This is a genomic window from Nostoc sp. DedQUE09 (assembly GCF_034530915.1).
GTDB lineage: Bacteria > Cyanobacteriota > Cyanobacteriia > Cyanobacteriales > Nostocaceae > Nostoc.
In genome coordinates this window covers 1-22,891 of record NZ_JAVRCE010000085.1, presented here as the reverse complement: position 1 = coordinate 22,891, position 22,891 = coordinate 1, and the positions used below count along the sequence as shown (strand labels likewise).

Annotated in this window: 21 protein-coding genes and 7 pseudogenes; 12 read left to right on the top strand and 16 right to left on the bottom strand. The window is 41.9% G+C overall.

Annotated features, from left to right (window positions below):
- Nucleotides 1–22: 22 nt before the first annotated feature.
- Nucleotides 23–907 carry a DUF4198 domain-containing protein gene (locus RMY27_RS32250; protein ID WP_322668889.1) on the bottom strand — a complete coding sequence of 295 codons (885 nt, stop codon included), beginning with the start codon at nucleotides 905–907 and terminating at the stop codon, nucleotides 23–25.
- Nucleotides 908–1,962: 1,055 nt separating this feature from the next.
- Here RMY27_RS32250 and RMY27_RS32245 point away from each other — a divergent pair.
- From RMY27_RS32245 to RMY27_RS32230, 4 genes and pseudogenes are all read left to right on the top strand, one after another.
- Nucleotides 1,963–2,133, top strand: a pseudogene (locus RMY27_RS32245) (ISKra4 family transposase); the annotation flags it as partial.
- A 109-nt stretch (nucleotides 2,134–2,242) separates the two neighbouring features.
- Complete coding sequence (locus tag RMY27_RS32240; protein WP_322668888.1) at nucleotides 2,243–2,653, top strand: transposase; 411 nt, start codon at nucleotides 2,243–2,245, stop codon at nucleotides 2,651–2,653.
- A gap of 66 nt (nucleotides 2,654–2,719) precedes the next feature.
- Nucleotides 2,720–2,953: pseudogene (locus RMY27_RS32235) on the top strand (peptidase domain-containing ABC transporter); the annotation flags it as partial.
- A pseudogene (locus RMY27_RS32230) lies at nucleotides 2,908–3,814 on the top strand (HlyD family secretion protein); the annotation flags it as partial. The pseudogenes RMY27_RS32235 and RMY27_RS32230, both read left to right, overlap by 46 nt.
- 1 nt (nucleotide 3,815) lies before the next feature.
- On the opposite strand, the pseudogene RMY27_RS32225 reads toward RMY27_RS32230, so the two are convergent.
- The 3 genes and pseudogenes from RMY27_RS32225 to RMY27_RS32215 all read right to left on the bottom strand — a co-directional run.
- Nucleotides 3,816–4,262, bottom strand: a pseudogene (locus RMY27_RS32225) (AAA family ATPase); the annotation flags it as partial.
- Nucleotides 4,259–5,192: pseudogene (locus RMY27_RS32220) on the bottom strand (hypothetical protein); the annotation flags it as partial. The pseudogenes RMY27_RS32225 and RMY27_RS32220, both read right to left, overlap by 4 nt.
- Nucleotides 5,193–5,270: 78 nt before the next feature.
- The gene (locus RMY27_RS32215) at nucleotides 5,271–5,468 is read right to left on the bottom strand and encodes a hypothetical protein (RefSeq protein ID WP_322668887.1); all 198 of its coding nucleotides are present in this window, start codon (nucleotides 5,466–5,468) and stop codon (nucleotides 5,271–5,273) included.
- Nucleotides 5,469–5,746: 278 nt separating this feature from the next.
- On the opposite strand from RMY27_RS32215, the gene RMY27_RS32210 reads away from it, so the two are divergent.
- Nucleotides 5,747–6,082 carry a helix-turn-helix domain-containing protein gene (locus RMY27_RS32210; RefSeq protein ID WP_322668886.1) on the top strand — a complete coding sequence of 112 codons (336 nt, stop codon included), beginning with the start codon at nucleotides 5,747–5,749 and terminating at the stop codon, nucleotides 6,080–6,082.
- Here the strand turns inward: RMY27_RS32210 and RMY27_RS32205 are convergent.
- From RMY27_RS32205 to RMY27_RS32185, 4 genes are all read right to left on the bottom strand, one after another.
- Nucleotides 6,079–6,630, bottom strand: a complete 552-nt coding sequence (locus RMY27_RS32205) for a transposase (RefSeq protein WP_322668885.1) — start codon at nucleotides 6,628–6,630, stop codon at nucleotides 6,079–6,081. The two genes, RMY27_RS32210 and RMY27_RS32205, sit on opposite strands and share 4 nt — an antisense overlap.
- Before the next feature lie 66 nt (nucleotides 6,631–6,696).
- Complete coding sequence (locus RMY27_RS35665; protein WP_416212384.1) at nucleotides 6,697–6,936, bottom strand: transposase; 240 nt, start codon at nucleotides 6,934–6,936, stop codon at nucleotides 6,697–6,699.
- 82 nt (nucleotides 6,937–7,018) lie between these two features.
- On the bottom strand, nucleotides 7,019–7,180 hold the full coding sequence (locus tag RMY27_RS32195) for a hypothetical protein (protein WP_322668883.1): 162 nt from the start codon (nucleotides 7,178–7,180) through the stop codon (nucleotides 7,019–7,021).
- Between the two features lie 664 nt (nucleotides 7,181–7,844).
- Nucleotides 7,845–8,648, bottom strand: coding sequence for an aldo/keto reductase (locus RMY27_RS32185; protein ID WP_322668882.1), 804 nt, complete (start codon nucleotides 8,646–8,648; stop codon nucleotides 7,845–7,847).
- A 404-nt stretch (nucleotides 8,649–9,052) separates the two neighbouring features.
- Here RMY27_RS32185 and RMY27_RS32180 point away from each other — a divergent pair, with 404 nt between their 5' ends.
- The 3 genes from RMY27_RS32180 (at nucleotide 9,053) to RMY27_RS32170 (ending at nucleotide 11,356) form a co-directional block, all read left to right on the top strand.
- Nucleotides 9,053–9,298: a hypothetical protein gene (locus RMY27_RS32180; protein ID WP_322668881.1), complete on the top strand. Its 246-nt coding sequence runs from the start codon at nucleotides 9,053–9,055 to the stop codon at nucleotides 9,296–9,298.
- Between the two features lie 48 nt (nucleotides 9,299–9,346).
- Nucleotides 9,347–9,685, top strand: a complete 339-nt coding sequence (locus RMY27_RS32175) for a thermonuclease family protein (RefSeq protein WP_322668880.1) — start codon at nucleotides 9,347–9,349, stop codon at nucleotides 9,683–9,685.
- A gap of 237 nt (nucleotides 9,686–9,922) precedes the next feature.
- Nucleotides 9,923–11,356, top strand: a complete 1,434-nt coding sequence (locus tag RMY27_RS32170) for a WGR domain-containing protein (protein WP_322668879.1) — start codon at nucleotides 9,923–9,925, stop codon at nucleotides 11,354–11,356.
- Here the strand turns inward: RMY27_RS32170 and RMY27_RS32165 are convergent.
- Together RMY27_RS32165 and RMY27_RS32160 are read right to left on the bottom strand one after the other, a co-directional pair.
- Nucleotides 11,348–11,557 carry a hypothetical protein gene (locus tag RMY27_RS32165; RefSeq protein WP_322668878.1) on the bottom strand — a complete coding sequence of 70 codons (210 nt, stop codon included), beginning with the start codon at nucleotides 11,555–11,557 and terminating at the stop codon, nucleotides 11,348–11,350. The genes RMY27_RS32170 and RMY27_RS32165 overlap by 9 nt on opposite strands.
- Before the next feature lie 46 nt (nucleotides 11,558–11,603).
- Entirely contained in the window at nucleotides 11,604–11,918 is a 315-nt protein-coding gene (locus RMY27_RS32160) for an S-layer protein (RefSeq protein WP_322668877.1), read from the bottom strand.
- A 385-nt stretch (nucleotides 11,919–12,303) separates the two neighbouring features.
- Between RMY27_RS32160 and fghA the strand changes: the two genes are divergently transcribed.
- Nucleotides 12,304–13,143 carry an S-formylglutathione hydrolase gene (fghA, locus tag RMY27_RS32155; protein ID WP_322668876.1) on the top strand — a complete coding sequence of 280 codons (840 nt, stop codon included), beginning with the start codon at nucleotides 12,304–12,306 and terminating at the stop codon, nucleotides 13,141–13,143.
- A 107-nt stretch (nucleotides 13,144–13,250) separates the two neighbouring features.
- Nucleotides 13,251–13,691 carry a transposase gene (locus RMY27_RS32150; protein WP_416212383.1) on the top strand — a complete coding sequence of 147 codons (441 nt, stop codon included), beginning with the start codon at nucleotides 13,251–13,253 and terminating at the stop codon, nucleotides 13,689–13,691.
- Here RMY27_RS32150 and RMY27_RS32145 read toward each other — a convergent pair.
- A complete protein-coding gene (locus RMY27_RS32145; protein WP_322668875.1) occupies nucleotides 13,681–19,050 on the bottom strand; it encodes a DUF4347 domain-containing protein in 5,370 nt (1,789 codons plus the stop codon). The genes RMY27_RS32150 and RMY27_RS32145 overlap by 11 nt on opposite strands.
- Nucleotides 19,051–19,705: 655 nt before the next feature.
- Here RMY27_RS32145 and RMY27_RS32140 point away from each other — a divergent pair.
- Nucleotides 19,706–19,861 carry a thermonuclease family protein gene (locus tag RMY27_RS32140; protein WP_322668895.1) on the top strand — a complete coding sequence of 52 codons (156 nt, stop codon included), beginning with the start codon at nucleotides 19,706–19,708 and terminating at the stop codon, nucleotides 19,859–19,861.
- A gap of 201 nt (nucleotides 19,862–20,062) precedes the next feature.
- Here the strand turns inward: RMY27_RS32140 and RMY27_RS32135 are convergent, their stop codons facing one another.
- The 3 genes from RMY27_RS32135 to RMY27_RS32125 all read right to left on the bottom strand — a co-directional run bounded on the left by RMY27_RS32135 (nucleotide 20,063) and on the right by RMY27_RS32125 (nucleotide 21,484).
- Nucleotides 20,063–20,665: a glutathione S-transferase N-terminal domain-containing protein gene (locus RMY27_RS32135; protein WP_322668874.1), complete on the bottom strand. Its 603-nt coding sequence runs from the start codon at nucleotides 20,663–20,665 to the stop codon at nucleotides 20,063–20,065.
- A gap of 395 nt (nucleotides 20,666–21,060) precedes the next feature.
- Complete coding sequence (locus RMY27_RS32130; protein ID WP_322668873.1) at nucleotides 21,061–21,189, bottom strand: hypothetical protein; 129 nt, start codon at nucleotides 21,187–21,189, stop codon at nucleotides 21,061–21,063.
- Nucleotides 21,182–21,484 carry a hypothetical protein gene (locus tag RMY27_RS32125; RefSeq protein WP_322668872.1) on the bottom strand — a complete coding sequence of 101 codons (303 nt, stop codon included), beginning with the start codon at nucleotides 21,482–21,484 and terminating at the stop codon, nucleotides 21,182–21,184. The genes RMY27_RS32130 and RMY27_RS32125 overlap by 8 nt, the downstream gene beginning before the upstream one ends.
- 511 nt (nucleotides 21,485–21,995) lie before the next feature.
- On the opposite strand from RMY27_RS32125, the gene RMY27_RS32120 reads away from it, so the two are divergent.
- Nucleotides 21,996–22,427, top strand: coding sequence for a GIY-YIG nuclease family protein (locus tag RMY27_RS32120; protein WP_322668871.1), 432 nt, complete (start codon nucleotides 21,996–21,998; stop codon nucleotides 22,425–22,427).
- Between the two features lie 35 nt (nucleotides 22,428–22,462).
- On the opposite strand, the pseudogene RMY27_RS32115 reads toward RMY27_RS32120, so the two are convergent.
- Together RMY27_RS32115 and RMY27_RS32110 are read right to left on the bottom strand one after the other, a co-directional pair.
- Nucleotides 22,463–22,600 (bottom strand): annotated as a pseudogene (locus RMY27_RS32115) (HU family DNA-binding protein); the annotation flags it as partial.
- Between the two features lie 30 nt (nucleotides 22,601–22,630).
- A pseudogene (locus RMY27_RS32110) lies at nucleotides 22,631–22,891 on the bottom strand (nuclear transport factor 2 family protein); the annotation flags it as partial.

The following is a 22,891-nucleotide window of genomic DNA, read 5'->3' as shown; positions in this document are numbered from 1 at the left end:
CTCCGATTTAAATTTGTGCCAATTACTTTCTCATCAAAACCCTTCGGCTTGTTCTGTAGAACCCACTTCTAGCAAGAATCGCTAGAAAAGCGAACGCACCTAAACCAAACCAATTTTCCGGCTCAGGAACAGATTGTACCCCTAAAGAGGCAGAGTAAGAAAGCTCATCAGTATCAGGATCATTTTTTAAAGGTATGCTGTAACTTGCTTCAATAGTTTTCAATCCCTCTTGCGTCCAGGGGATGGAAAAGATGCCGTCTTTATTCACATCTTCTATTGATTGCCCCAAATATTCCACTAAAACATCTTTTATTGGCGCTCCGTCAAATAAAACCTGAACCTCAAGATTTTCTCCTGTTGCAACCTCAAAGGGATTTTCTAAAGGAACAATTTCGAGTTGAAGACCTAATGGCTCCTTTATCGCATCAGACCAGCTATAGAGGCTTTTGGGGTAATTAAAAGAGCGAAAGGCTTGAGTGTATTCGGTTGTTGCTTCTTTTTTAGAGATGTTTAGATACTGGTTATCCGGGGTAACAACGTAAAAGCCTCGGTCTACAAAGGCGGATAGTGCTGCAACGTCTTTGTTAGGAATGATAGATATTCCATTTGGAAAATTCTTGATTTCAATAGGGACAACTGCTTTGGTTAGATTGTAAGCTGTGAGTTCCTTAACACTTGCCGGAGCATAGGAAAGTACTGAGTCTTCCCCCTCCTCTGGATGACCGAACAATAGCGGAATATCTTCGCCCTGATTGCCAAAGTAGAGAGAGTGAGCTACAGCAGGCTGAACCATTATCGGTAAAATGGTAATAGTCAAAAGCAACTCTCTTAGCCGGATTGTAATCATTTTGCTTCTCGCTAATGTGTCGTTTTCGTATTGCTTTTGATACAGTTTTTTTGGTACCAAAAATAACTTTATTCAAGGATGACAGCGCAGTAAATAATTTGTTAATAAAGATAAAATCTCTTATGAGTAGCGATAGTCTAACTATTACTACTTACAAGGTATTTTTTCTTACTACCTGTGCGTGTCAATTTCCAGACTAAGTTATTAAGTAAAACTTTGCCGTTCTCTGTCAAAAAACACAATGCCCCCCTTGGGCATTTACTAAGTTTTTTTCCACGAATCAGAAAAATTTTATACTTATACTTGCCTGTAAATTGGTTGAATTGGTTGTCAAAAGAGGCAAAGGGCAAGGGGAAAAGCTGATACGGAGCTTGTTTTGCTCCAGTTCAAGGGAACAAAGAAGGAAGGGGCTTCTCAATTCTTGGAGGGCAGAGTAAAAAGGTACTAACAGCAATTAATCTAATTTTATTCCTAAAGATAGATGAGTTCTTTAATTAAATCATTGTGTTTATAACACGGTTTTTCATTAAAAATTTAATACTATTTTTAGTATTTACATAATTTTTTTTCAATATGTAAAACTCTAGTGTTAAATAGCAACAGGACTTACGCAACTGGCACAGCGTGATCGCAATATTATAGTATTTATGTACTAAGTAAAAGTCGCGTACCCAGAGGGCATGGCTGAAATTAGTAACAGTAATTGGCTGTGTTAAGTATTCTTCAAATCATGAGAAAATTAGTTGAGGAAGCATAAAATAAATCTTGTAGTTTATGAGATTTACTAAACTTAATTATTGCCAGTACTTGTTAAGTAGTCAGATTAACTATACTCTGACAAATTTGGCAGAGCATTTAGAGCAAATTAGTCATGATAAAATTAACCGTTATCTTAAGAATGAAAAATTAACACCACGTTTACTTTGGGATAATGTTAAAGATATCGTTCAAGTAAGTGATAGCGCATATCTGGTTTTTGATGACACAGTACGCAGATATTCGATACGCCACAGAAATAGAGACAAGCAAAAGGCAATATAGTGGCAACCAACATGGTGTCATCCAAGGTATTGGACTCATAAATTGTATCTATGCCAATTTATGAAATCGGAAAGTTTTGGATAGTGTATAAAACAGCCAGATTACAGGGGATATATTACGGAGCCTTCTTTCAAGACAATCTTTCCCTCACCAACTGGGTCAACAGTCAAAACATCGGTAAAACACTGTACTGCTTAGGAGACGGACATGACGGCATTTGGAATCTATTTTCAGAAATAGCCGATTTAAACGGCTGACTCGCACCCACCTTTGGATAAGTAAATAAATCGCACAAACTCTGTGACTCTTGTACTTCGCTCTTTTACAATCGCGAATAGTTTTGTGTGCCTGTGTATGCCAAAACCAAGAGCTAACGATGCGGAACTTGACAAAATCGCTCGATTTGAGCAGATTAAGAAAGCGATTACAGTTTTAGAAAAACAACAAGCTATTATATTAAGGCAGGGGGCGCTTGCTCCACAAGGAGCTTGGGTAGCTCGTTACCAAGTCCGCCAAAATTTGAAGAAATATTGGTACTACAAATTACAAGCTTCTACTCCTTGCTTACCTCAAGCGACATCTTCAAAACTGAGTCAATACAAGCATTTAGGCAAAGCTGGTACTACTGAACATATTGATGCTGTTATGTCTGTTTTCAGACGTTCTCTTTGGGATGAGATACAGAAAATAATTGATACCCTTGATGATTGTCTACTAGATATTAGTTCTGGTTCTGAGCAAGAGGAGGAAGATCCACAAGATTGAGTCCCCCCATCTTATTCGCGACGATTCATCGCGAATAATTTTCCTTTCTTTATTTTTGCAAAATTGCGATGCTCCCTCGCTAGAGCTATAGTTACTGACCCGCCGATATTAATTTTAGATGAATCCACTGGCGCTCTCGACCCAGTAAGTGAAGCCCAACTGCTAGATAGACTGCTGTCTCATCGGCTGGGCAAAACCACAATTATGATTAGCCACCGCCCCAAAGTTATTGGGCGAGCTGATTGGATTGTACTGCTGGTGAATTGCGGCTCGTTCAAGCTGCTACCGAAGGTCAGGTGACGCAGGTTTTTGTTGCAGAAAATCAAGTTGTCAAAAAAGGGGATATCATTGCTACTATTGATAACTCAAAGCTACAAACCAAAAAGAGCCAACTGCAAAGCAACATTGGGCAAAATCGTTTACAACTCTTTCAAATTAATGCCCAGATTAACGCCATTAATAGTCAGGTTTTAGCTGAAACTGAGCGCGTCAACCGTGCGATCGCTGGTGCTGAAGCTGAATTAAGCAGTCGCAGCCGGGACTATAAAGACAAGCAAATTACTACCGCTACTGATGTCGAAGAAGCGAATGCCAATGTCAAAGCCACGGATGCTATTCTGAAAGCAGCCCAGTCAAAGCGAAATCGCTATGAGACTGTAGCTAAAGCCGGAGCATTGTCTCAAGATCAATTTGAGGAAGCACAACTAGCTGTTCGCCAGCAAGAACAAGCACTCTTAGCAGCTAAAGCCAAATTGCAAAATGTCCAAACTGCCCTCAATCCTAGTAATGCACAAGTAGTGATCGCTTATAATCGGATTGCCCAAGAAAAAGCTACGGGTCAAGCCAGCATTTCTACTTTAGACAAAGAACGCCTTGCTCTAATCCAGCAACGAATTGAAATCCAAAAACAACTAGAGCGCGACACCCGCGAACTCCAACAAGTAAATATTGACCTCAGTCAGGCTAGAATTACTGCCACAGCAGATGGGATTATTTCTAAATTAAACCTGCGAAACTCTGGTCAAACTGTTCCTGGGTCAAACCGTACAAATGCGGGTTTCTGCTTGTCCTTATCCAGATTATGGTACTCTCAAAGGCCAAGTTAAAACGATTTCTCCGGATGCAATCGCACCTCAAGGGAATGCTGCTAATGCCACCGCCACGCTTCTAGGTACTCCGATTCCAGGTAAATGCCAAAGCGTTGTAGATGAATCCCTAGAATCTGTACCCGTTCTGGCTCAGTGGGCAAATCGACGAAAAAATTTTCATCAAATCTTCCCTTCCTCTTTAGCTCACTTGGCAGTGCAGAGGGGTCATTGCAAGTTGCCACGACAAACACACCACACTGAGATTCGGACATGAATGTAAGGATATTGCCCAGAATCCTCTGTGAGACTCCACTACTGTCACCAGTCCCCGAAAGAGCTTTTTCTATTTCGTCAATCCACAGGACGCAGGGTGCGATCGCTTCGGCGGTCTTGAGTGCGCGGCGGATATTGCCCTCAGACTCGCCTACTAAACTACCAAGCAGGGAAGCAATGTCTAGCTGTAGGAGTGGTAAATTGAGTATGTTGGCAATGTTCTTAGCGACACTCGTTTTTCCAGTACCAAGATTCTTCGACTCAATCGCCGGATCATTAACAATCGAGTCAATGTGCGCCATCATTTGTTGCAGACTGCTACCGGCTTCTTGGTCAGCATTCGCTAGTAGTACCTGAACCTTCATCAGATGGCGTTCCATCTTTTTCTTGAACTGGACTGGTTTACGCCCTGGCTCCCAGTCAGCCAACTCTTCAAGTAACTGCGCGGCAAGTTGTTCACCACCAGCGATCGCAGATTCCCGTAGCCTTTGCTCCAGATTTTGGTCATACTGCTGAATGAACTTGGTAATCTGGTCAAGACACTCGGCTTGCTGCTGATTGAGTTGTTCAGAGAGGGCAGGAATAATCACTGGGCGACCAATGACGACCTGCAAATAGTCTTCAAGGTCGGTCAGAGTCGGAAATGCTCTTAGCAAGTTGGCTTTGACTGATTCTTGCTTATCGTGGGGTAATTCCCAAGTGTTAAGTGAGAGGAATTGGTCAATCCGCTCTTGATAATCTTCGAGTCCTGCTTCGTAATCAACTTTTAGCTGATTACGCAATCCAGGGGCGATATTATCTCTAATATTGATTAACTGATTCCACACAAGTGGAGCTAAATCAATCGGACAAATCCAATCACCAGTATCAGCAGACATCCATTCTTGAACCGAAGCAATCTCTTGCTTTCATTGGGCAGCAGCTTCATCAAGCTTTTTGAAAACCTTGATTCCGCGTAACCCAACTTCGGAATTTGTAACTTTAACGAGGTCTGATTCAATTTCAGACACTTCAGCTTTTAGCACATCTGCCCATTTAGGAGCGGCAGACTTTGTACTTTTCTTTAGCTGAATGCGGAAACGAATACGGGTTTTATTTAACTGTGAGAAATTGTGGCGCTCGACTACTGCATCAGTTAGGAAATTTGTAGCAATAGGATTGTCAATTGCTTGTACCATAATTATTTACCTCAATCATTGTTTTCACTCTTGATTAAGCGAAGCTTTTCTTAGACTTAAATATCTTTGTTGAAAAGGCTAGAAAAGCGGTAACTGATATGATTTGGGCAAATGCTGATAAATATCTAAATCGTGAGTTTTATACTCCCACACGTAATTATTCCAATTCCATTTGACTGTAATTTTTTTGCCATTAACAGCGATGATTTTGCCCCAATATTCATCAGCTTTAGATGGAATTACAATCAATATATCTTCAACAGCGAAATTAGACATGATTGCAATATTCTTTGTAATCAGAGCTAGACTATAACCCGATAAGTTCTTATTTATCGAACCAGACAAGGTTGTTCTTTTATGATTGCAGTCTCTAGTCTATGGCTATTTCTCAATTTGGGGATATCTGGAATAGCTCTATAGATTACTTTCTTAGAGCTTTTTTGTACCCTAATATGTCTTTTAATGACTGGTGGTTTAAGTAGAACGAGGTGAAAAAACCAAACTATGTAAAGATAAGTAAATACGTACAAAGTGTCTACAAAGGTAACAGCGATATGGGCAGTCGTTTAAGGGTATTTCTGACTAGAGAGCAAGATAAAACTCTTCTGAACCTGAGAACGGCAGATGTACCTCAGAAGGTGAAAGACAGAGCCGAAGTGATTAGATTGAGCGCACATGGTTGGTATGTAGAGAAGATAGCAGCACATTTTAACTGGACTGCCCAAACAGTCAGAGAAGTGTTGCATAGATGGGAAAAGTTAGGCTTAGAGGGGCTTTGGGAGAAACCAGGGCGGGGAGGAAAATCAAGGTGGGTGGAAGCTGACATGGTTTTCTTAGAAGAATGTTTGGAGCTTGAGCCACGTACATATAGAACCCATTTGACATCTTAAGAAGAAACTGCAAGCCGCTTGAGCATCAGTCTGACAAAACAGAGGTTGATCTTGGTCGTCGCATGAGACAACGTTCGCTCAAAGTTCTTCACTAGACTCTTACACCGCTCCATCCAAGCATTCGATCGTTCAATTACCCAACGAGCGACTGCTGGCACAAATCCAGATTTGCCTTGTGCCAGTTTCTCCTGTTTAGAAGGCTTTCTTGAAAGCTCAAACCGGATCTTGGTCATGATTTGGGGATACACCTTCTCTAATTCCTCAATCAAGTAGTCGATATGATAACCATGGTCAAGAAGAATGGTAATCTTGGGAATATTGACTGGTTTCGACTTAAAGTAGTCGATGTTGAGTGTTAACATCTCAATCAATCCGGCATCATCTGAAATGTTGGCTTTGGTGCAATGGGTAAAGAAGGGAAACCCCAGGGTATCAACGGCAAGATGCCTTTTAATCCCGTTGGTTGATGATTTGTAGAAACAAAAGCCCTTTGAGTTTGCACTGGCATTACAGGTGTTCTTGACTGCTTGAGAGTCAATGATGATCAAGGTTGTCCACCTCGGTTTTTTTTAATCTGTTCTCTCACCTGTTCATGTAGCGTGTTCATCAGTGTTTCAAACACACCTGCTGCTCGCCACTGCAAGGAGATGCCAATAGACGGTTGAATAAGGAGGAAAGTTTTTGGGCAAATCACACCAGTTGCACCCATTCTTGAGTTGATAAAGGATGCCATTGAGAATTTCTCGCTTTGTCCAATTAGACGGTCTTGTTCGTTTCTTTTTGGGTAACCTCTGGAGCAACAGGGGTTCAAGAATTGCCCATTCTTTGTCAGTCAGGTCGCTAGAATATGCCATGAGCATTGGATTCAAGGGGCGTGAGTACTTTAATCCAAAAATGTAAAGATGTCAAATGGGTTCTATAAGCCCGTATTCTCGCTCAATCAAACTCAACAATTTCTCTTCCACCGCAGTAAGATAGGGTCGATTCAGCTTCCCCAACAACTGCAACAGACTTTTGACTGTCTCCTCCAGCAAATCGGAATACACTCGACTGATGCGATCGCTCTTTGTTTGGTTCGACCTGGTACTTTATCTGCACAACTGAGTTCTTTTAGTGTCAGGTCTTCTTCAGCAGTTAGTATTATTCTTAACGCGCTAGGCATAAGCTATCACTTAATTTCTGCACTCTATCTATCTTACGTTTTTTTTTGGCTGACCTACTTAATGAAGAGTTAAAATCAGGTAAAATAGTTAAAATAAAGAAGTTTCCTGCCGTCAAAAAAGTGAAACTGTTCCGGGTAACTGTCTCCACCGACAGAACGGATTTTATCGCTACGAACGATTTATCTCAAGATTCTACGGACCTTGTACAACAAGTGTGTAAGGTCCGATGGAAAGTTGAGGAGTAACACCTTTGAATTAAAACAATTGACTGGCATTGAATCATGCCAATGCCGTAAGGGTCGTATTCAAAGAAATCACATTGCCTGTGCTATTTTAGTCTGGCTTAGACTCAAAAATTTAGCTTATAAAACTGGCCAAACAATCTATCAAATTAAGCATGGATTGTTATCAAATTATTTAGTTCAGCAACTAAAACGTCCGGCTGTTCCCATGTTTATCGCGTAGTTGTTTAGGCGCACGCCGCGGTTACACCGCGCCATTGCTTGTGACAGTTGCGTAAGTCCTGAAAGGTCTGCATCCCAGTCAAATCCCAATGTGGTTTCGTGTTATGCGATCGCTCCCCTCAACCATTCCACCTCTCAAACCCATTGAGTATCAAACGCATCTTGCCCAGTTCCATAAATTAAGTTCCCGTATGAGTGCCATTTAGCTATTTCTTGGGCTTCAATTTGGGGCGCGTGTAGAACAGCAAGATTTTCTTCTAATTGCTGCCTAGTTTTGGGGGCGGTGAGCGCCAGACGCACCCCTGGATGATTTAGCGCATAGCGATAACAGTCTGCTGCCGTAGGTAACTTTCCGTGCCAGTTGTGATGACCTTTGAGTAACGTTCCCCAGCGCGTACAAGTGAATGCCACCACGGGAATACCAGCTTTTTGAGCGGCAGGTAAAACATCTTCTTCAGCCTTGCGATGTGCCATATTGTAGCGGTGCATCAACACATCACACTGATGACGCTCTATCATTTCTAAAGCTATGGCTCGGTTGTGTGTGGTAACTCCCACATAGCGGACAACTCCAGAGTTCTTCCACGACCGAAGTTCATCAAGCAACACCTGAACCTGGGTTATGTCATCAGCAGGGGAGACGTATTCAATAAAAAATACATCTACCATTTCGACATTTAAACAATGGCGCACAGAGTCCAAGTAATTGCGTAAAGATTGCATATCTCGGTTTTCACTCCCCGTTGCCACCAAAACCTGCTCACGGTTTGTTAGCAAGAGAGATTTTAAGCCACCCAAGAAGTTTTCAGATTCCAGATTGTAAAAGAAAAAGTAATTAATTCCCTCTGCAAATGCTAACAAAACAGTTGCAGCATCTATCGATTGCCCTGCCAAACCCAGAATGCTTGCTGGTTGCCCAAGTAGTGTTAATAATTCCACGGTCAACTATCCGACTTCTTACTTTCAGTGTATTACGCCAGTACAATGCTAGTGAGGACATCATCAATGAATTTTAATTTTTGGGCGATCTCTTCTTCAAGCTTTCGCGTTGAGCGTCTCGCAGAGAGGAAATGTGAGATGTGCCTGGAGCAATCGGTATATTTTTCTTAATAAGTAGAGGACATAGCAGGTTAGACACTAAGTACTAGTTGTAACTAAAAATCCAGCTACATGAGTCAGTAAAGTTATTAGTCTCTATTTGCTCTTTAAAAATTATCTCAGACAACTAAGCTTAGGAAGAGCCAGTATTGGACTGTGTTTAGATGACTCAACGAGACAATCGCTAATAAATGTTTAATCCGGTTAAAATTGTGCTTTCTTAATATTGTGACAACACTAGCAATATGAAGCCATCGTGGAGAACTGGCATAATTTTAACTGCGATCGCTGGAGCTATCATCACCACTATCTTGATTTTCCAAAGAACTAAGCAGCCATCCATCGGCCTTACTGAAGAATGGATAGCTACTCAAGTGGCAGATGGGGACAGCATTACAGTCGGTCAAACCGATGGCAGCCAAATGTCAATTGAGCTTTGTGGTATTGATGCCCCTGAAGTAAAACAGGGTAATACCAATTCTCCAAAATGAGGCAACAGATGTAAATCAGGAAAGTCTTGCTGCATCTAAGTTTCTTAATTGCGAATTGCGAATTGGTATAAAACCCCAGGACAACCACTCGCCAATGAAGCAAAACAGAAACTGCAATTGCTAATCGCGGCTGCCGATAATCAACTGATAATCATTCCAGTGGACAAAGACAAGCAGGGGCGCACGATTGCAGAGGTTATGGCTTACGGTAAGGATGAGGTTGATATCAGCTTTCAAGAAGAATTGCTCAAAGATGGGTTGGCTAAAATGCGTAAGTCTGGGATGAAATGTCCAAATCATCTAGCTTTTGAACAGGCGGTTAATATAGCAAAAGCATCCAACCTTGGGGTGTGGAGCCAAAGTAAACGGCATTCTAGAGATCAGTAGTAGAAATGCTGCAACAATGGTAGCCTTATTCATTTGTTTATGTAATTTTACTGTGTAAATAGTATTAGTAATAACTTAGAATTTCAAATTAGTTCGTAAGCCAGATTAGTGATAAAAGCTTAAGATACTTCCCACAATAGATCAGGGCAAAGTTTAATTCTGTAGCTACTTTGTTTCATTACCTCTAAGCAAGCATACCTCAATATCTATGTATATTTTAGCACTAGTATTAATTTTATGAGAGAAGCCCTTCCTGAAGAAAAGACATATTTGGAGCTTTCCGAAGCTAGTGGAAGCTCTCACAAGTTTTATGAAGTGATAGTTCAAGATAATCAATTAACTATACGTTACGGTCGTATTGGCGACTGTGGGCAGACTCAAACAAAAGCTTATCCAACTTCTGAGAAAGCGAAAGCAGAGGCTAGTAAAAAAATTAAAGAAAAGCTCAACAAGGGTTATGAAATAGCTGTTATGGGTGTTCGCCAAAAGCGCTCTGTGACACGCCGCCAAGTCAGCAGCACTATTTCCACCGCTAAACAAGCTCCGATTATTTGGAAGTTTGCTTCATCTTCAGCTGCTTTTGGAATTTTCATTGATGCCAAACGTTGCTGGGTTGGGAATCAAGCCGGTCAAGTTTTTGCTTTGAATCATCAAGGTCAAACGATCAATCGGTTTAAGCTTCCTGATGGCGTTAAATGTTTAGTGGCTGATGATGTTTGGATTTATGCTGGTTGCGATGACGGCAATGTTTACGACCTGACTGGCAAGTTACCACGTCTGAGCTATAAGATTGATGAAAATGCCGATATTTTTTGGTTAGATATCAAAGATGGACTCTTAGCCGTCTCTGATGCTAATGGTGGGGTAACGACAATCGATCATGATGATGAATCACAGTGGACGCGTCTGAGTCAAGGCGATTCCGGCTGGATGGTACGTTGTGACCAATCTGGGATTTACCACGGTCACAGCAAAGGCGTGACTATGTACGATCGCCTTGGAGGTCGGATGTTATGGCATCAAAAAACTCAAGGCAGCGTATTATTTGGTTGGCAAGAGGCATTAACAGTCTATGCCGGAACAAGCGACCATAAAGTTTACTGCTTTAATAAAAATGGGGAAGTTGGCTCCGTTTTCAAATGTGATGCGTCAGTTTACTCTTGTGCTACCGCACTTAACGGAAAGTATGTGTTCGCCGGAGATAATAGTTCTTCCATTTACTGCTTTGATCAGCTAGGAGAGCGTCTTTGGAAGCTTTCTACAGGGTGTGGCTCGGCTTTATCTATGCAGTTTTTCAACAACTATATTTATATTGTTACAACAGATGGTTATTTGGTTTGCATTGATGCTAGTGAAACTGCGATTGGCTCTGCTCAAACAGGCACAGTTCCCGAAGCTGTAGTAATTAAAGCACCATTAGGTGAAGGAACTGCACCCTCATCTGTTCTAGAAACTACTACAAATACAAGCTCTGGGGTTATTGTTGAATGCTTTCGAGAAGGAAGTAAATTGAGAGTTCGTGTTGTTTCTGATGGTTACAACCATAACTGGAAAGTTCAGTTTCCCAAGGATATTCGTATTGAAGGTGTGCGTTACCTTGTTCAAGAAATACGTGAATCAGTCAGTGGCGGATTCTACCGTGCCTATGGTGATATTCAAAAATTAGTTTAATGAGATAAAGCGGAAACATTTGTTGTATTCGAGCGTTCGCTGTCTTTTCAAAGAGCTTTCGGCAATCACTCCTGAGAATCGATTGCTCTTAGGCGGTGGACTAGCCTCCATAAGAGCGATGTCTACGACGGGCTGTCCGGTGTCGCTACTTTCTCCATCACCAGCAACTATTTCCTGTGTGCCACCAAGGAAGAAACTCAAAATCGCGTTGCTCCCTCTGTGAATTGAGCATATCTGTGATAAGTAATTATTTTTCAAATCGTTGTTCTTGCTGTGGTTGCTGTTGGCGTTTAGTGGGTTGGAGTTTTTTTAAAATTGTTGGTGGTGTAGCTTGGCGAAATGCACCACAATAGTGCATGGTCATAACTGCTTTGAAAGCCCAATGGTCTGATGGAACATCAGTAAAAGGATTTGGTAAAGTTTGGGCAAGATTTTGAACGCAAGCATTCACAACTTGATTTGATGTTGCTGGAGCTTCAGTTACAGGTTCTTGAGATTTAGCAGGAGTAACAAAGCTAGTAGTCGCTAGTACTACAAGTGTAGCTAAAATTTTGTACTTCATAACTTGAGTTTTCTAGAGATGGCATTTAACCCTATCTTAGTTTGCAGACAGCAGCCCAGGAACTATAATAATTTTGCCCAGATGAAGTGTTAGCGGTACTTAAACAAAAATTTGGCTTTGGGGGGTACAAGTATCATCGGAACAGAAAACCATGTTTTGCTTAAAAGTCTTATCCTGTAAGGTTTTTATTGAAGATTGTAGTAACTGATGTTTCAAGTTCCTAAGTAGTTGCTTAACAAGAAAACCAGGTTTCAGCTTTGAAATAAGTTTGTATTATTAATGTAATAATGCTTAACCCAGTTTTCTGTTCCAATGGTACTAATACCCCGTAGTTTACGCTAAAATAACCATTCTCCGCAGCCGCTCAGGAAAGAGAATATAACTAATGGCTAACCTCAACCTCATTTCAGAATATAAATGCTTTGGTGGCAAACTCGGTTTCTACAGTCATCACTCCTCCACTTGTAACGCCCAAATGCGCTTTACCGTCTATCAACCACCACAAGCAACTCAAAATCCTGTACCGATTCTCTATTTCCTCTCTGGATTAACTTGCACGGAAGAGAATTTTATGGCGAAGGCGGGAGGAGTGCAACGCTTTGCTGCTGAGTACGGTTTGATATTGGTTGCACCAGATACCAGTCCGCGTAATACTGGCATTGCAGGTGAGGATAATGACTGGGACTTTGGCACTGGTGCAGGTTTTTATGTTGATGCTACAGAAGAACCGTGGCGTCAAAACTACCAAATGTATAGTTATATCGTCCAGGAATTACCTGCTTTAATTACTGCAAATTTCCCCACCCAACCTGATAAACAAGGCATTTTCGGTCATTCGATGGGGGGACATGGGGCACTTGTCTGTGCAATGAGAAACCCAGAACTCTACAAATCAGTATCAGCTTTTGCACCGATTACTGCACCTATGCGTTGTCCTTGGGGTCAAAAGGCTTTCAATGGTTATCTTGGTAGTAATCAAGAAAATTGGCGTGCTTATGATGCTAGTGAATTAGTCAAGCAAGTAGGTTATCACAGTTCAATTCTTATCGATCAAGGGACTTGCGATCAATTTTTAGCTAAACAATTACTGCCAGAGGTATTTAAGCAAGTTTGTACAGATGTTAACCAGCCGCTAAACTTGCGTTACCAAGAAGGCTATGACCACAGTTATTATTTCATCGCCAGTTTTATTGAAGATCATATCTGCCACCATGCGTTAGCGTAGCTTACCGTAGGTATCGCTTTTAAAAACTAGACCGGAAAACAGGAATTCAGATTTGACACTTTTCTTAACGTTCTGGTCGGGGTCGCCCACGTTTACGCCCTTGGAAATTGGTTGGAGACAAAGGCTATACAGGTCGCCGAATACGCAATTACTTACGTCGTCGAGGTATCCATCTGACAATTCCACGACTCTCGAATGAACCACGTCGCGGTTCGTTTAGCCGTGAAATTTATCGTCAACGCAACATTGTGGAACATGCTATCAACCGACTCAAGCAATTTCGCCGCATTGCTACCCGAAATGAAAAACTTGCTGCAAATTATACGCTCCCTAGATTACAACTTCTTCATCCTCAACCCGCATTTCTCACAAGCTTGAGGAAAGGGGCAGAGGAGCAGAGGGGAAAGAACTTCTACGAATCTCTCCCCTGCTCCCCTGCTCAAGCAAAGGCTTTGAGCATCGGTGAGGAATCCGGGCCAAGCCTTGCCTTTGTTTCTTTCGCGCTTCCGGTAGGTGTGGCTTCGTTGGAGATTCACGTCAACCATTAGAAAAAATAAAATCATTCTCGCCAATCAAGCTAGGATTCATAGAGCTTAAAGTAGCTAATACCTCATTTGTGGAAGTAATACGAATAGATGTATTATTGCCACTTGCAGAGATAGTCAAAGCTCCATAAGTCAAACCACTAAATAAACCAAGTTTATCAATGCCATCCTGAAAGCTATAAATGGTATCAGTACCATTACCTGAAGCGATCACAAAGATATCCGCCCCCCCTTGCCCATAAAGGTAGTCATTACCAGCACCACCATAAAGGTAATCATTACCATCACCCCCATAAAGGTAATCATTACCAGCACCACCATTGAGAGTATCGTTACCTACACCCCCATAAAGATAGACTTTACCAAGACTAAACCCTGAAGCATCAAAGATATTGTCACTAACACCACCAGTTAGGGTTACTTGTTCGATACTGATGAGGGTGTCATTACCCAATCCGGTAAGTTGAGTATTAGTCAATTTAAAGTTGACATTACTAGATTCATTCAGATAATCAATACCATTACCGCCATCGAGGGTATCGTCACCTGCACCACCATAAAGATAGTCATTGCCAGCATCACCGATGAAGTAATCGTTGCCATTCTCTCCGTAGAGTGAATCATTGCCAACACCACCATTGAGAGTATCATCACTATTACCCCCATAGAGATAGTCATTGCCAGCATTACCGTAGAGGCGATCGCTATCATCTTGTCCATAAAGATAGTCATTGCCAGCACCGCCGATGAGGTAATCATTGCCATTCTGTCCATAAAGGTAGTCATTGCTACTACTACCTAACAAGTTATCATTGCCAGCACCACCATAGAGAGAGACGTTACCAAGAGTGAAGATTGAAGCATCTAAAATGTTGTCAGTAATACCACCAGTCAGGATTACTTTTTCAATACTAATGAGGACATCGCTACCTAAGCCAGAAAGTTGAGTGTTAGTCAGAGTAAAGTTGATATCACCTGATTCATTCAGAGAATCAGTGCCATTGCCACCGTCGAGAGTATCATCACCTACACCACCATAAAGATAGTCATTACCAGCATTACCGATGAGGCAATCGTGGCCATCTTGACCGTAGAGATAATCATTGCCATCACCACCGTCGAGGACATCATTACCTGTACCACCATAGAGAGAGTCATTGCTGATACCACCATAGATAGTATCTTTGCCTGTTTCTCCATAAAGGCGATCGCTGCCTTCATAGCCGTAGATAATATCATCAGCTAGGCTTCCTGTTAGCTTATCTGCTAAACGCGTACCATATAAAATATTTTCACTGACATCTTGAAGTGCAACTGTGACAGTTTGTACGTTGCTAGTGTTAATGCCGTCGCTGACGGTGACTTGCAACTCAAAAATGGGGTTAGTTTCAAAGTCGAGGTCGTCGCTATCGTTGACAGTAATTTTTCCTGTGGTGGAGTTGATGTTAAAGCCAACCTGACCATCGCGATCTCTATCCAAGTTACCATCAATAATTGTCCAGTTGGAAAATGTGCTGCCATCTACATCTGTTACAGCTACAGTGCCAACCACCGTACCATTGGCAACACTTTCATTAATACTAAAGTTTTGACCTGCGGTAATCACAGCAGCATCATTGACTGCGTTAATAGTAATTGGCAGGTTTTTAGAAGTACTTCCCCCTGTATTGCCATCATTCACGACAATAGAGAGGATATCAGCACCATTGACATTGGTGTTAGTTTGGTAAGTCAGCCCAGTGATATCAACGAGGGTGGCATTAATTTGGGTAACAGTACCAGTGAAAATGACATTACTGCTACTGTTGTTGTTGATACTGGTTGAGGTTAAACCACCAACTACATCGGTTTTGACTGTAACTGTACCTTTCGTTGCTGTGAGAGTAACGCTAAGGAGGGAATTTCCAGCATCAAGATCGTTAACAACAATGCCAGGAATTGTGACTGAAGTATCTTCATTAACAGTAACACTAGGTAAGTTAGAAACAGTTGGGGCATCATTAACAGGAGTAACATTAATTGTTCTAGTCACCGCAGTACTAATACCACCATCACCATCTGTGAGAACAACTTCAATAGTACGAGGAGTGGTTGATGGATTTTCTGAAAAATTAGCGTAAGTAATATTACGCAGCAAAGCTTCAACAGTAACAGGTGTTGCGTTGCTATTCAGGTTAATTACCAAATCTTCACTTCCAGTACCTCCAGAGAAAGTACCAATTTCGACAGTACCGTACTTGATGATATTGCCGTTGAGATTAACTTGAGTTTCGTTACGGATACCAAGACGGTCAGCGCTGCTACCACCGTTTTTGATACGAGCAGTCAATTTGCCAGTGTGGAAGTTGGCAGAATCTGGGTCAGTAACAGTTATATTTGATTCTGCAATTAATATCTCAGAGGCATTTTCAATGTAACTAGCAGCATATTCGGGCCAATTGGCGATCGCAGGTGCTATGTTAGAAACACCAACATAGCGTGTTACTGCAAAGTAGCCATCGATATTACCGACAATAACAATCTTGCCATCCGATTGAGTTGTAATAACATCAGCATCGTATCTAGTCCTAATTGAAGTTATAACTTGACCGCCTGTGCCAAAGCTACTATCTAAAGTTCCATCAGAATTGTAAGTTAATAAAACAGCGGTACGATTAATGCCAGTATTTCCGCTCTCAATATAGCCAGCAACAACAATTTTGCCATTTGAGTGAATAGACAGACTATTCGCATGGTCATCAGTATTAGTGCTAAGAGGTGTAATAACTTTACCACCATCACCAAAGGTAGCGTCAAAAGTCCCATCCGTGTTAAAACGGGCAATGGCTAAGTCATGTTGATTATAACTAGTACCATTCACGTACTTCCACACTTCTCCAGCAACAACAATTTTGCCGTCAGACTGAATTGCAATGTCATGGATTTCTTGACCAGCTGTACCTATCGCAACCACAACTCTACCGCTGCTGCCAAAGCTTGTATCCAGGCTACCATCAGTGTTATAGCGTGTTAGGGCAAATTTAATATCACTGCCATTGGAATCTTTTCCGCCAACAACAATTTTACCATCGGACTGAATGGCAACCGCATAGCCTTTTGTACCGTTGACTTTGCCACCATTACCAAAGCTTGTGTCTAAGCTACCATCGGTGTTGTAGCGTAGTAGAACATAATCTGCATTACCATTGCCGATATACCCCGCTAAGATAATTTTGCCGTCCGACTGAAGCAAGACATTATGACCAAAGTCTTCACCAAAGTTGGTAATAACTTTACCGCCATTGCCAAAGCTAGGATCTAAGCTACCATCAGCGTTGTAACGTATGAGAGCAAAATCTGGTTGGTTAGGTTGTGTGCTGTCTCCCCAACTATAGCCAGCAAGAATAATCTTACCGTCGGACTGAAGAGTAACACCATAAGCAGAATCGCTGGAAGTACCTACTACATGAGTAGTAACTGTACCACTCTTGCCAAAGCTGGTATCTAAGCTGCCATCAAGGTTATAACGTGCTAGAGCAAAGTCAGGGGCAGTGACGTTATTGTTATTCATATAAACATAACCCACTGCCACGATTTTGCCATCCGGCTGAATTACAACACTATGGGCACTTCCCCCATTACCAAATTTGGTCATGACCGTACCACCATTACCAAAGTTAATGTCAAGGTCGCCAGGATTCATTAACAGCTTGATAGCAACATTTTGATTGGCACTGGTTAAAATACCATCGCTGACGTTGACTTGCAGATTGACAATGGGGTTACTTTGAGGATTAAGGTCATCAATATCATTGATAGCCAACTCTCCGGTATTGGGGTTTATGCTGAAAGCTTGATTGCCGTCACCATCTGTATCTAAATTTCCGCTGGCGATCGCCCAGTTAGAGAGGGTAGTATTGCTATCAACATCTGTAGCCGTCAACGTCCGAATAATTGTACCACTGCTAAGATTCTCAGGAATATTAAAAAAAATCGGCGTAATTACAGGTGCATCATTGACAGCATTAATCGTAATTGCTGCTGTGTCAGTAGTACTACTAAAAGCAGTAGAGCCACCATTAGTACTTGTGTTACCCAAGCCACCATTTGTTCCACTCGTTTGATCCCAAGCCCGAAAGGTGATGGCGTTGTTGATAGTGCCGTTGAAGTTAGAGGAGGGACGGAAATAAACACGAGTGTTAGCGTCTGCTGCCAACAGGCGGGCGCTACTATTGGACACTGTACCCACGCTATACCAGTTTTGCCCATTGTTAGTGCTGTACCACCAGGAACCGCTGATGGTGTTCGCGGTAGTAATAGCTATACCAGTTACCGCCCCACTATTAGGATCGCTGACGTTTCCGCCAAGGTTCACCAATGACGAAACCAGAGTACCCACTGCTCCGGAAGGTGCGTCTGAATCTTCGTTGATTGAATTGAGGGTAACAATGCTGTCAGTTAGTATAGGAGCAGTATTAGATGTGCTACCACCAGAAGTAAAAGAGTAATTCAAGGTAACATTACCCGTACTTGTTTGATAGCCATCTACGGAAATGTGATAAGTTGTTCCGGCAGTAACTGTGAAGGTCACCTGACTAGTAGTAGTTCCGTTACTGTCGTCGTTAGCAGCAACCAGGCTCAAACTGTTGATAGCATTACCTGTGTAGACATCAAGGCAAGTATCAAAGCCACTACCTATAGTATTAAAAACAGCGTTTCCAGAAGCGGGAGCAGTCCAACTCCACCAGACTGAGTTGGTGGTTCCTGATTGAGTTGGTTCGCCTGATTCACCTGTGGCTCCTACATTATTGCCTGTACTACTGCCTGAGTTACCAGAAAGTACAATTCGGTTGGCAAAGTTGTCATTGGAGGAAGCTAAAACGAAGTTGTAAGTTTCTAATATTTTTGGTTTAAATATCTGAGCAGTTGTCACCTCACCTCGACTGATTTCCAAATTCCAGTCTCCGCCTAAAGCAGCATTCCCTGTGAGATTGGCAGAACCAGCAATGCTAGCTTTTGTCAACTTGTGCAACTTTTCAATGAATTCTTCTCCAGCGTCTCCAGCAGCAACGTTACAGCCATAGAGTAATAGAGATGGAGAAACGCAGAGATGGGAAGACCAGGTTTGTAGTTCTTGAGCGTAGCGTTGCAATGTGCTGAGGCTAAGTTGGGTGTTACCTAAGTAAAGGCAACCAGGGGAGCCATGAGAGATAATGTGTACACTTTCAACTCCACGGCGCTGTGATAGTACTTCGGTAATTTGTTCTACCCCATCCTGGTAGCGATCGAGGATAGCTACTTCTACTTTTGATACTAAATTGTTAAGTAATAGCTCGTAATTAATTACTGAAGAATCAATGAAAATAATGTTTGTATTTTTCATGTCCACTGTATTATATTGATAATTGGATTTTTGAGTTTTAATTTTTATTAAAACTCAAGATTAGATATGAAATATTGCACATTGAAGAAGGCAGAAGGCAGAGGGCAGAGGGCAGAAGGTTTTGTTTAGAAGGGGATTCAGACCCCTCCTAAACAAGAGCCACCAAATTTTCAATTTGGTGGGGGTCTTAAACCCTTACTCCCTACGGTCGTGACAGAGAGCAGGAGTCAGAATTTCCTTCTGCCTTCTGCCTCCTGCCCTCTGCCTTTCCTGATAAAAAACTAGAAACTATTGCCCAGCAATTTATTCAACAAAATCATCTGATTTTTTATCTTTAGCAAATGACAATCCATCAAAAAAGATAGCGATTATGATAGTAATATTTTCTTGATATTTTGTCTGAATTGCATCGATGTATTTTCTGAAATATTGTCAAGAGATTGTAAAGATTTCAGAAAATACAGTAATAAATAGTACTTGAATTTTCAAAAATGAACAAAGCTGTCCCAGATGAAAGTTCAATTGATTAGCTATGTTGGCAAAGGAGCGGTGAGTAGGAAAGAGTTTATTTTCATCACCTCATGGGGAAAAATATAGCGTCGCTGACACCAGGGGCAAACATAATTACCACGCTAACGGACAGGGTGAGGCTGAGATTAGTTTTCAGGAAGAACTACTCAAGAATGGTTTGGCCAGAACGCGTGACTTTAGTGTGGAGTGTCCAAATCAGTTGGCTTTTGAACAGGCTCAAAAAATAGCAAAGGCATCTAAACTGGGAATATGGAACCAGTCCAATTTAGAGAGGCATTGAGACTAAATGTCTATACATAGTACTCCATCGCCAGCAACCATCTCTTATTAGTCCCTAGTGTATCTGGTCAAAGCCACGGATGCCGTCCGTAATCCAGTAATACTTGGGATTACTTTGCGGTTACTTCCGAGCGAATAATTTTACTGTTGCTGGGATGGAGTTTGGATCATCCCCATTGTTGACTCATCCCTCCTCCTGCATTTAAGGAACTTGCATTCCGCGTTGCACAGCCGGACGTTGCTGCACTATCTCCACCCAGCGTTTGAGGTTTGGGTAGTTGTCGAGTGTTAAACCAAGAAATTCATAAATCGCTACCCACGGATAAGTTGCAACATCCGCAATAGAATAGTTCCCACAGATAAATTCATTGTCTTGCAGTTGTTTATCTAAGACACCATAAATGCGTAAAGTTTCCTTTTCATAACGTTCGATGGCATAGGGAAGTTTTTCGGGTGCAAAGCGTTTAAAGTGGTTAAGTTGTCCAAACATTGGCCCGACTCCTCCCATTTGGAACATCAGCCACTCTAAGACTTGAAAACGGCTTTTTTGTTCAGTAGGTAAGAGTTTACCTGTTTTTTCGGCTAGGTAAATTAGAATTGCACCCGATTCAAAAACTTTAATCCCAGTTTCTTGGTCAACAATGGCCGGAATTTTACTATTGGGATTGATAGCAATGTATTCAGGTATAAATTGCTGTTGTTGAGTAATGTCAATTTTATGGACATTGTAGGGCAATTCAACTTCTTCCAGCATAACGGAAGCTTTGCGTCCATTGGGCGTGGTGAAGGTGTAGAGATCAATCATCTGCTATTATCCCAAAATCTTGACATTTTCCGATGGTAATATAGCTTTGATTGAAAAATTAGGGTATTAGCCGATAGAGAGATAAAAGCAATACTGAACAGGTAGGCGATCGCTTTTTTTCTTCGCTTATCCGTCTGGACACTAGCTCTTAAATATGATTAGGGGTGCAGGGGTGATCCGAGGGAAGCGATGCCCAACGCGCGGAGTGATCGCTTGTTGTCAAGAGCGATTTCCAGATTCGACTGTCAACCAAAACTTTTCCTTTAGGAATCGAGTAAGGGCAATCGCTCACTTTCCAAGAGAACCATCGTAACTATCCTCCCACACTGCCATAAACTCTTCCCACTCCTCGTCTGTCTGGGGTGCTTTGTCTTGTGTCTGTCCCACTATTCGCGCTAGCAACAAGCTTGGTCTAAGCTCTCGCCAAGCTCAACCAACTGTTGTTCTAAGTTGGGGTCGTAGCCTTGAGCTAGTAGCTGGGCATACTTGGTATCGGTCATGCCGAGGTTGTGGGTTTCAGTCATGGTCATGGTGGGGGTAAGCGATCGCATCGATGCTTTTCATGCTCTCGAATGCTGTCATGCTCTCGATGTATGATCCAATGTCTGCTGTAGCAATAACAGCTTCTACTCGCCATTGTTTAGAAGTATTCTCTTTGCCGTCAATCTTTTTGGTAAACTCCCCCTTTAACAATACTGTCTGTCCGTTGACTCCTGTAAACCCCACAGATTTTAAGAACGTATTTAGGTAAGCATTAACAGCTTCCTCACCAAGACCGCCAGCTTGAGCATGACGAATTAGCGATTGTATGATCGGCATAGCAATACTTATACCCAATAGGGCATTGAATCCTGCAACAACCACTGGTGCTGACAACATAACTGTAAAATAGCAAAGGTATTGAAAAAAATCTGAGATTTTAAGTATCTTGGTCAGGATAACCTTTTCTAGATTTCAGCTTTTTTAGACCGTGTTTTAATATTATTATGAATACGACAGCAAGGGCAAAAGTAATTACTAATAATATTGCTATTGGTAAGGAGCAATTTACTTGAGTTGTACTCCACGAACATAAGAAAAATAGAGTCTGTATCCCAAAGATGCTCCCTAAAATTAAGCTAAATATGCCAATAGCACCAACACATACAAGAATATATCCAGTATTTTTATTTTTGCTCATAAATCCCTGGCTTCTGAGAAAAATTATTTCCTAATTGCAGTTACACGGCTAGACGAGTATTCCCAAAATAACAGAATTACAACTCAAGCAATATGCTTAAACTTAACCCTACTTATACTGGATAATCAGATTTTTGAATCTCAGCAGAAGGTGAGAGAGAACAAACCACTTCAGCAGACGGTGTTATTTGACCTTACCCTTAAGCACTGCAATCCAGACCAAATTGATCCACTCTTGCTGCGGCTTGTGCCAATGTCGTTTTATCGAATGCCAGTTGATAGCTCAGGAGAAGCTTGTCTGTATTTCATTATAGACTCGGCGGCTTCTGTTGTTTTGTACGTGGGCGAAACGTGCCGCAGTAAAAAGCGATGGCAGGGTATACACGCTTGCAAAGATTACATCGCCAGCTACCAGGATTTACATTATCGCTATGGGTTACAAACAGCAGTAAACATCGCGTTTTGTTGGGATGCTCCGGTTGATCGACGCGCACGGCAAGAGTTGGAGTTGAACCTTATTTTGAAGTGGTGCAGTCCATTTAATAAGGAGAACTGGGAGCGCTGGGGGCAACCTTTTGGGTAGGGTGGCTTACTTATGCTTTATGGCGCTACTTTTTCTTAAAACTGCTTACCAGCAGAAAACGCAGGCACAATGGTTGCTGGAATAGTCATTGGCTCATTAGTTTTCGGATTACGCCCTTTGCGTTCTGAGCGCTCACGCCGCTCAAATGACCCAAAACCAATGAGCATTAACTTTTCACCATTAGCTTACGCTTTGTTTGCAATTCAAGTATTGCCTGTTAGAAATTCGCTGATCGCAACAGTATCGGAGTAAAACATCTGGGATTCAATGATTTTACCGCCGCGCATTTTATAAACGCTTGCAACTGGCAAATCGAGTGTTCTGCTGCTACTGACTTCCAAGCCTTTGAGCCGCCAGAGGACGACGACATACTCGCCTGCATTGAGAAATACAGCATCCATCTTTCTTTGTGCTTCCGGTTGGAGATGATTCCAGGTCTGAGCTGCACCTTCAATGTGTTGTTT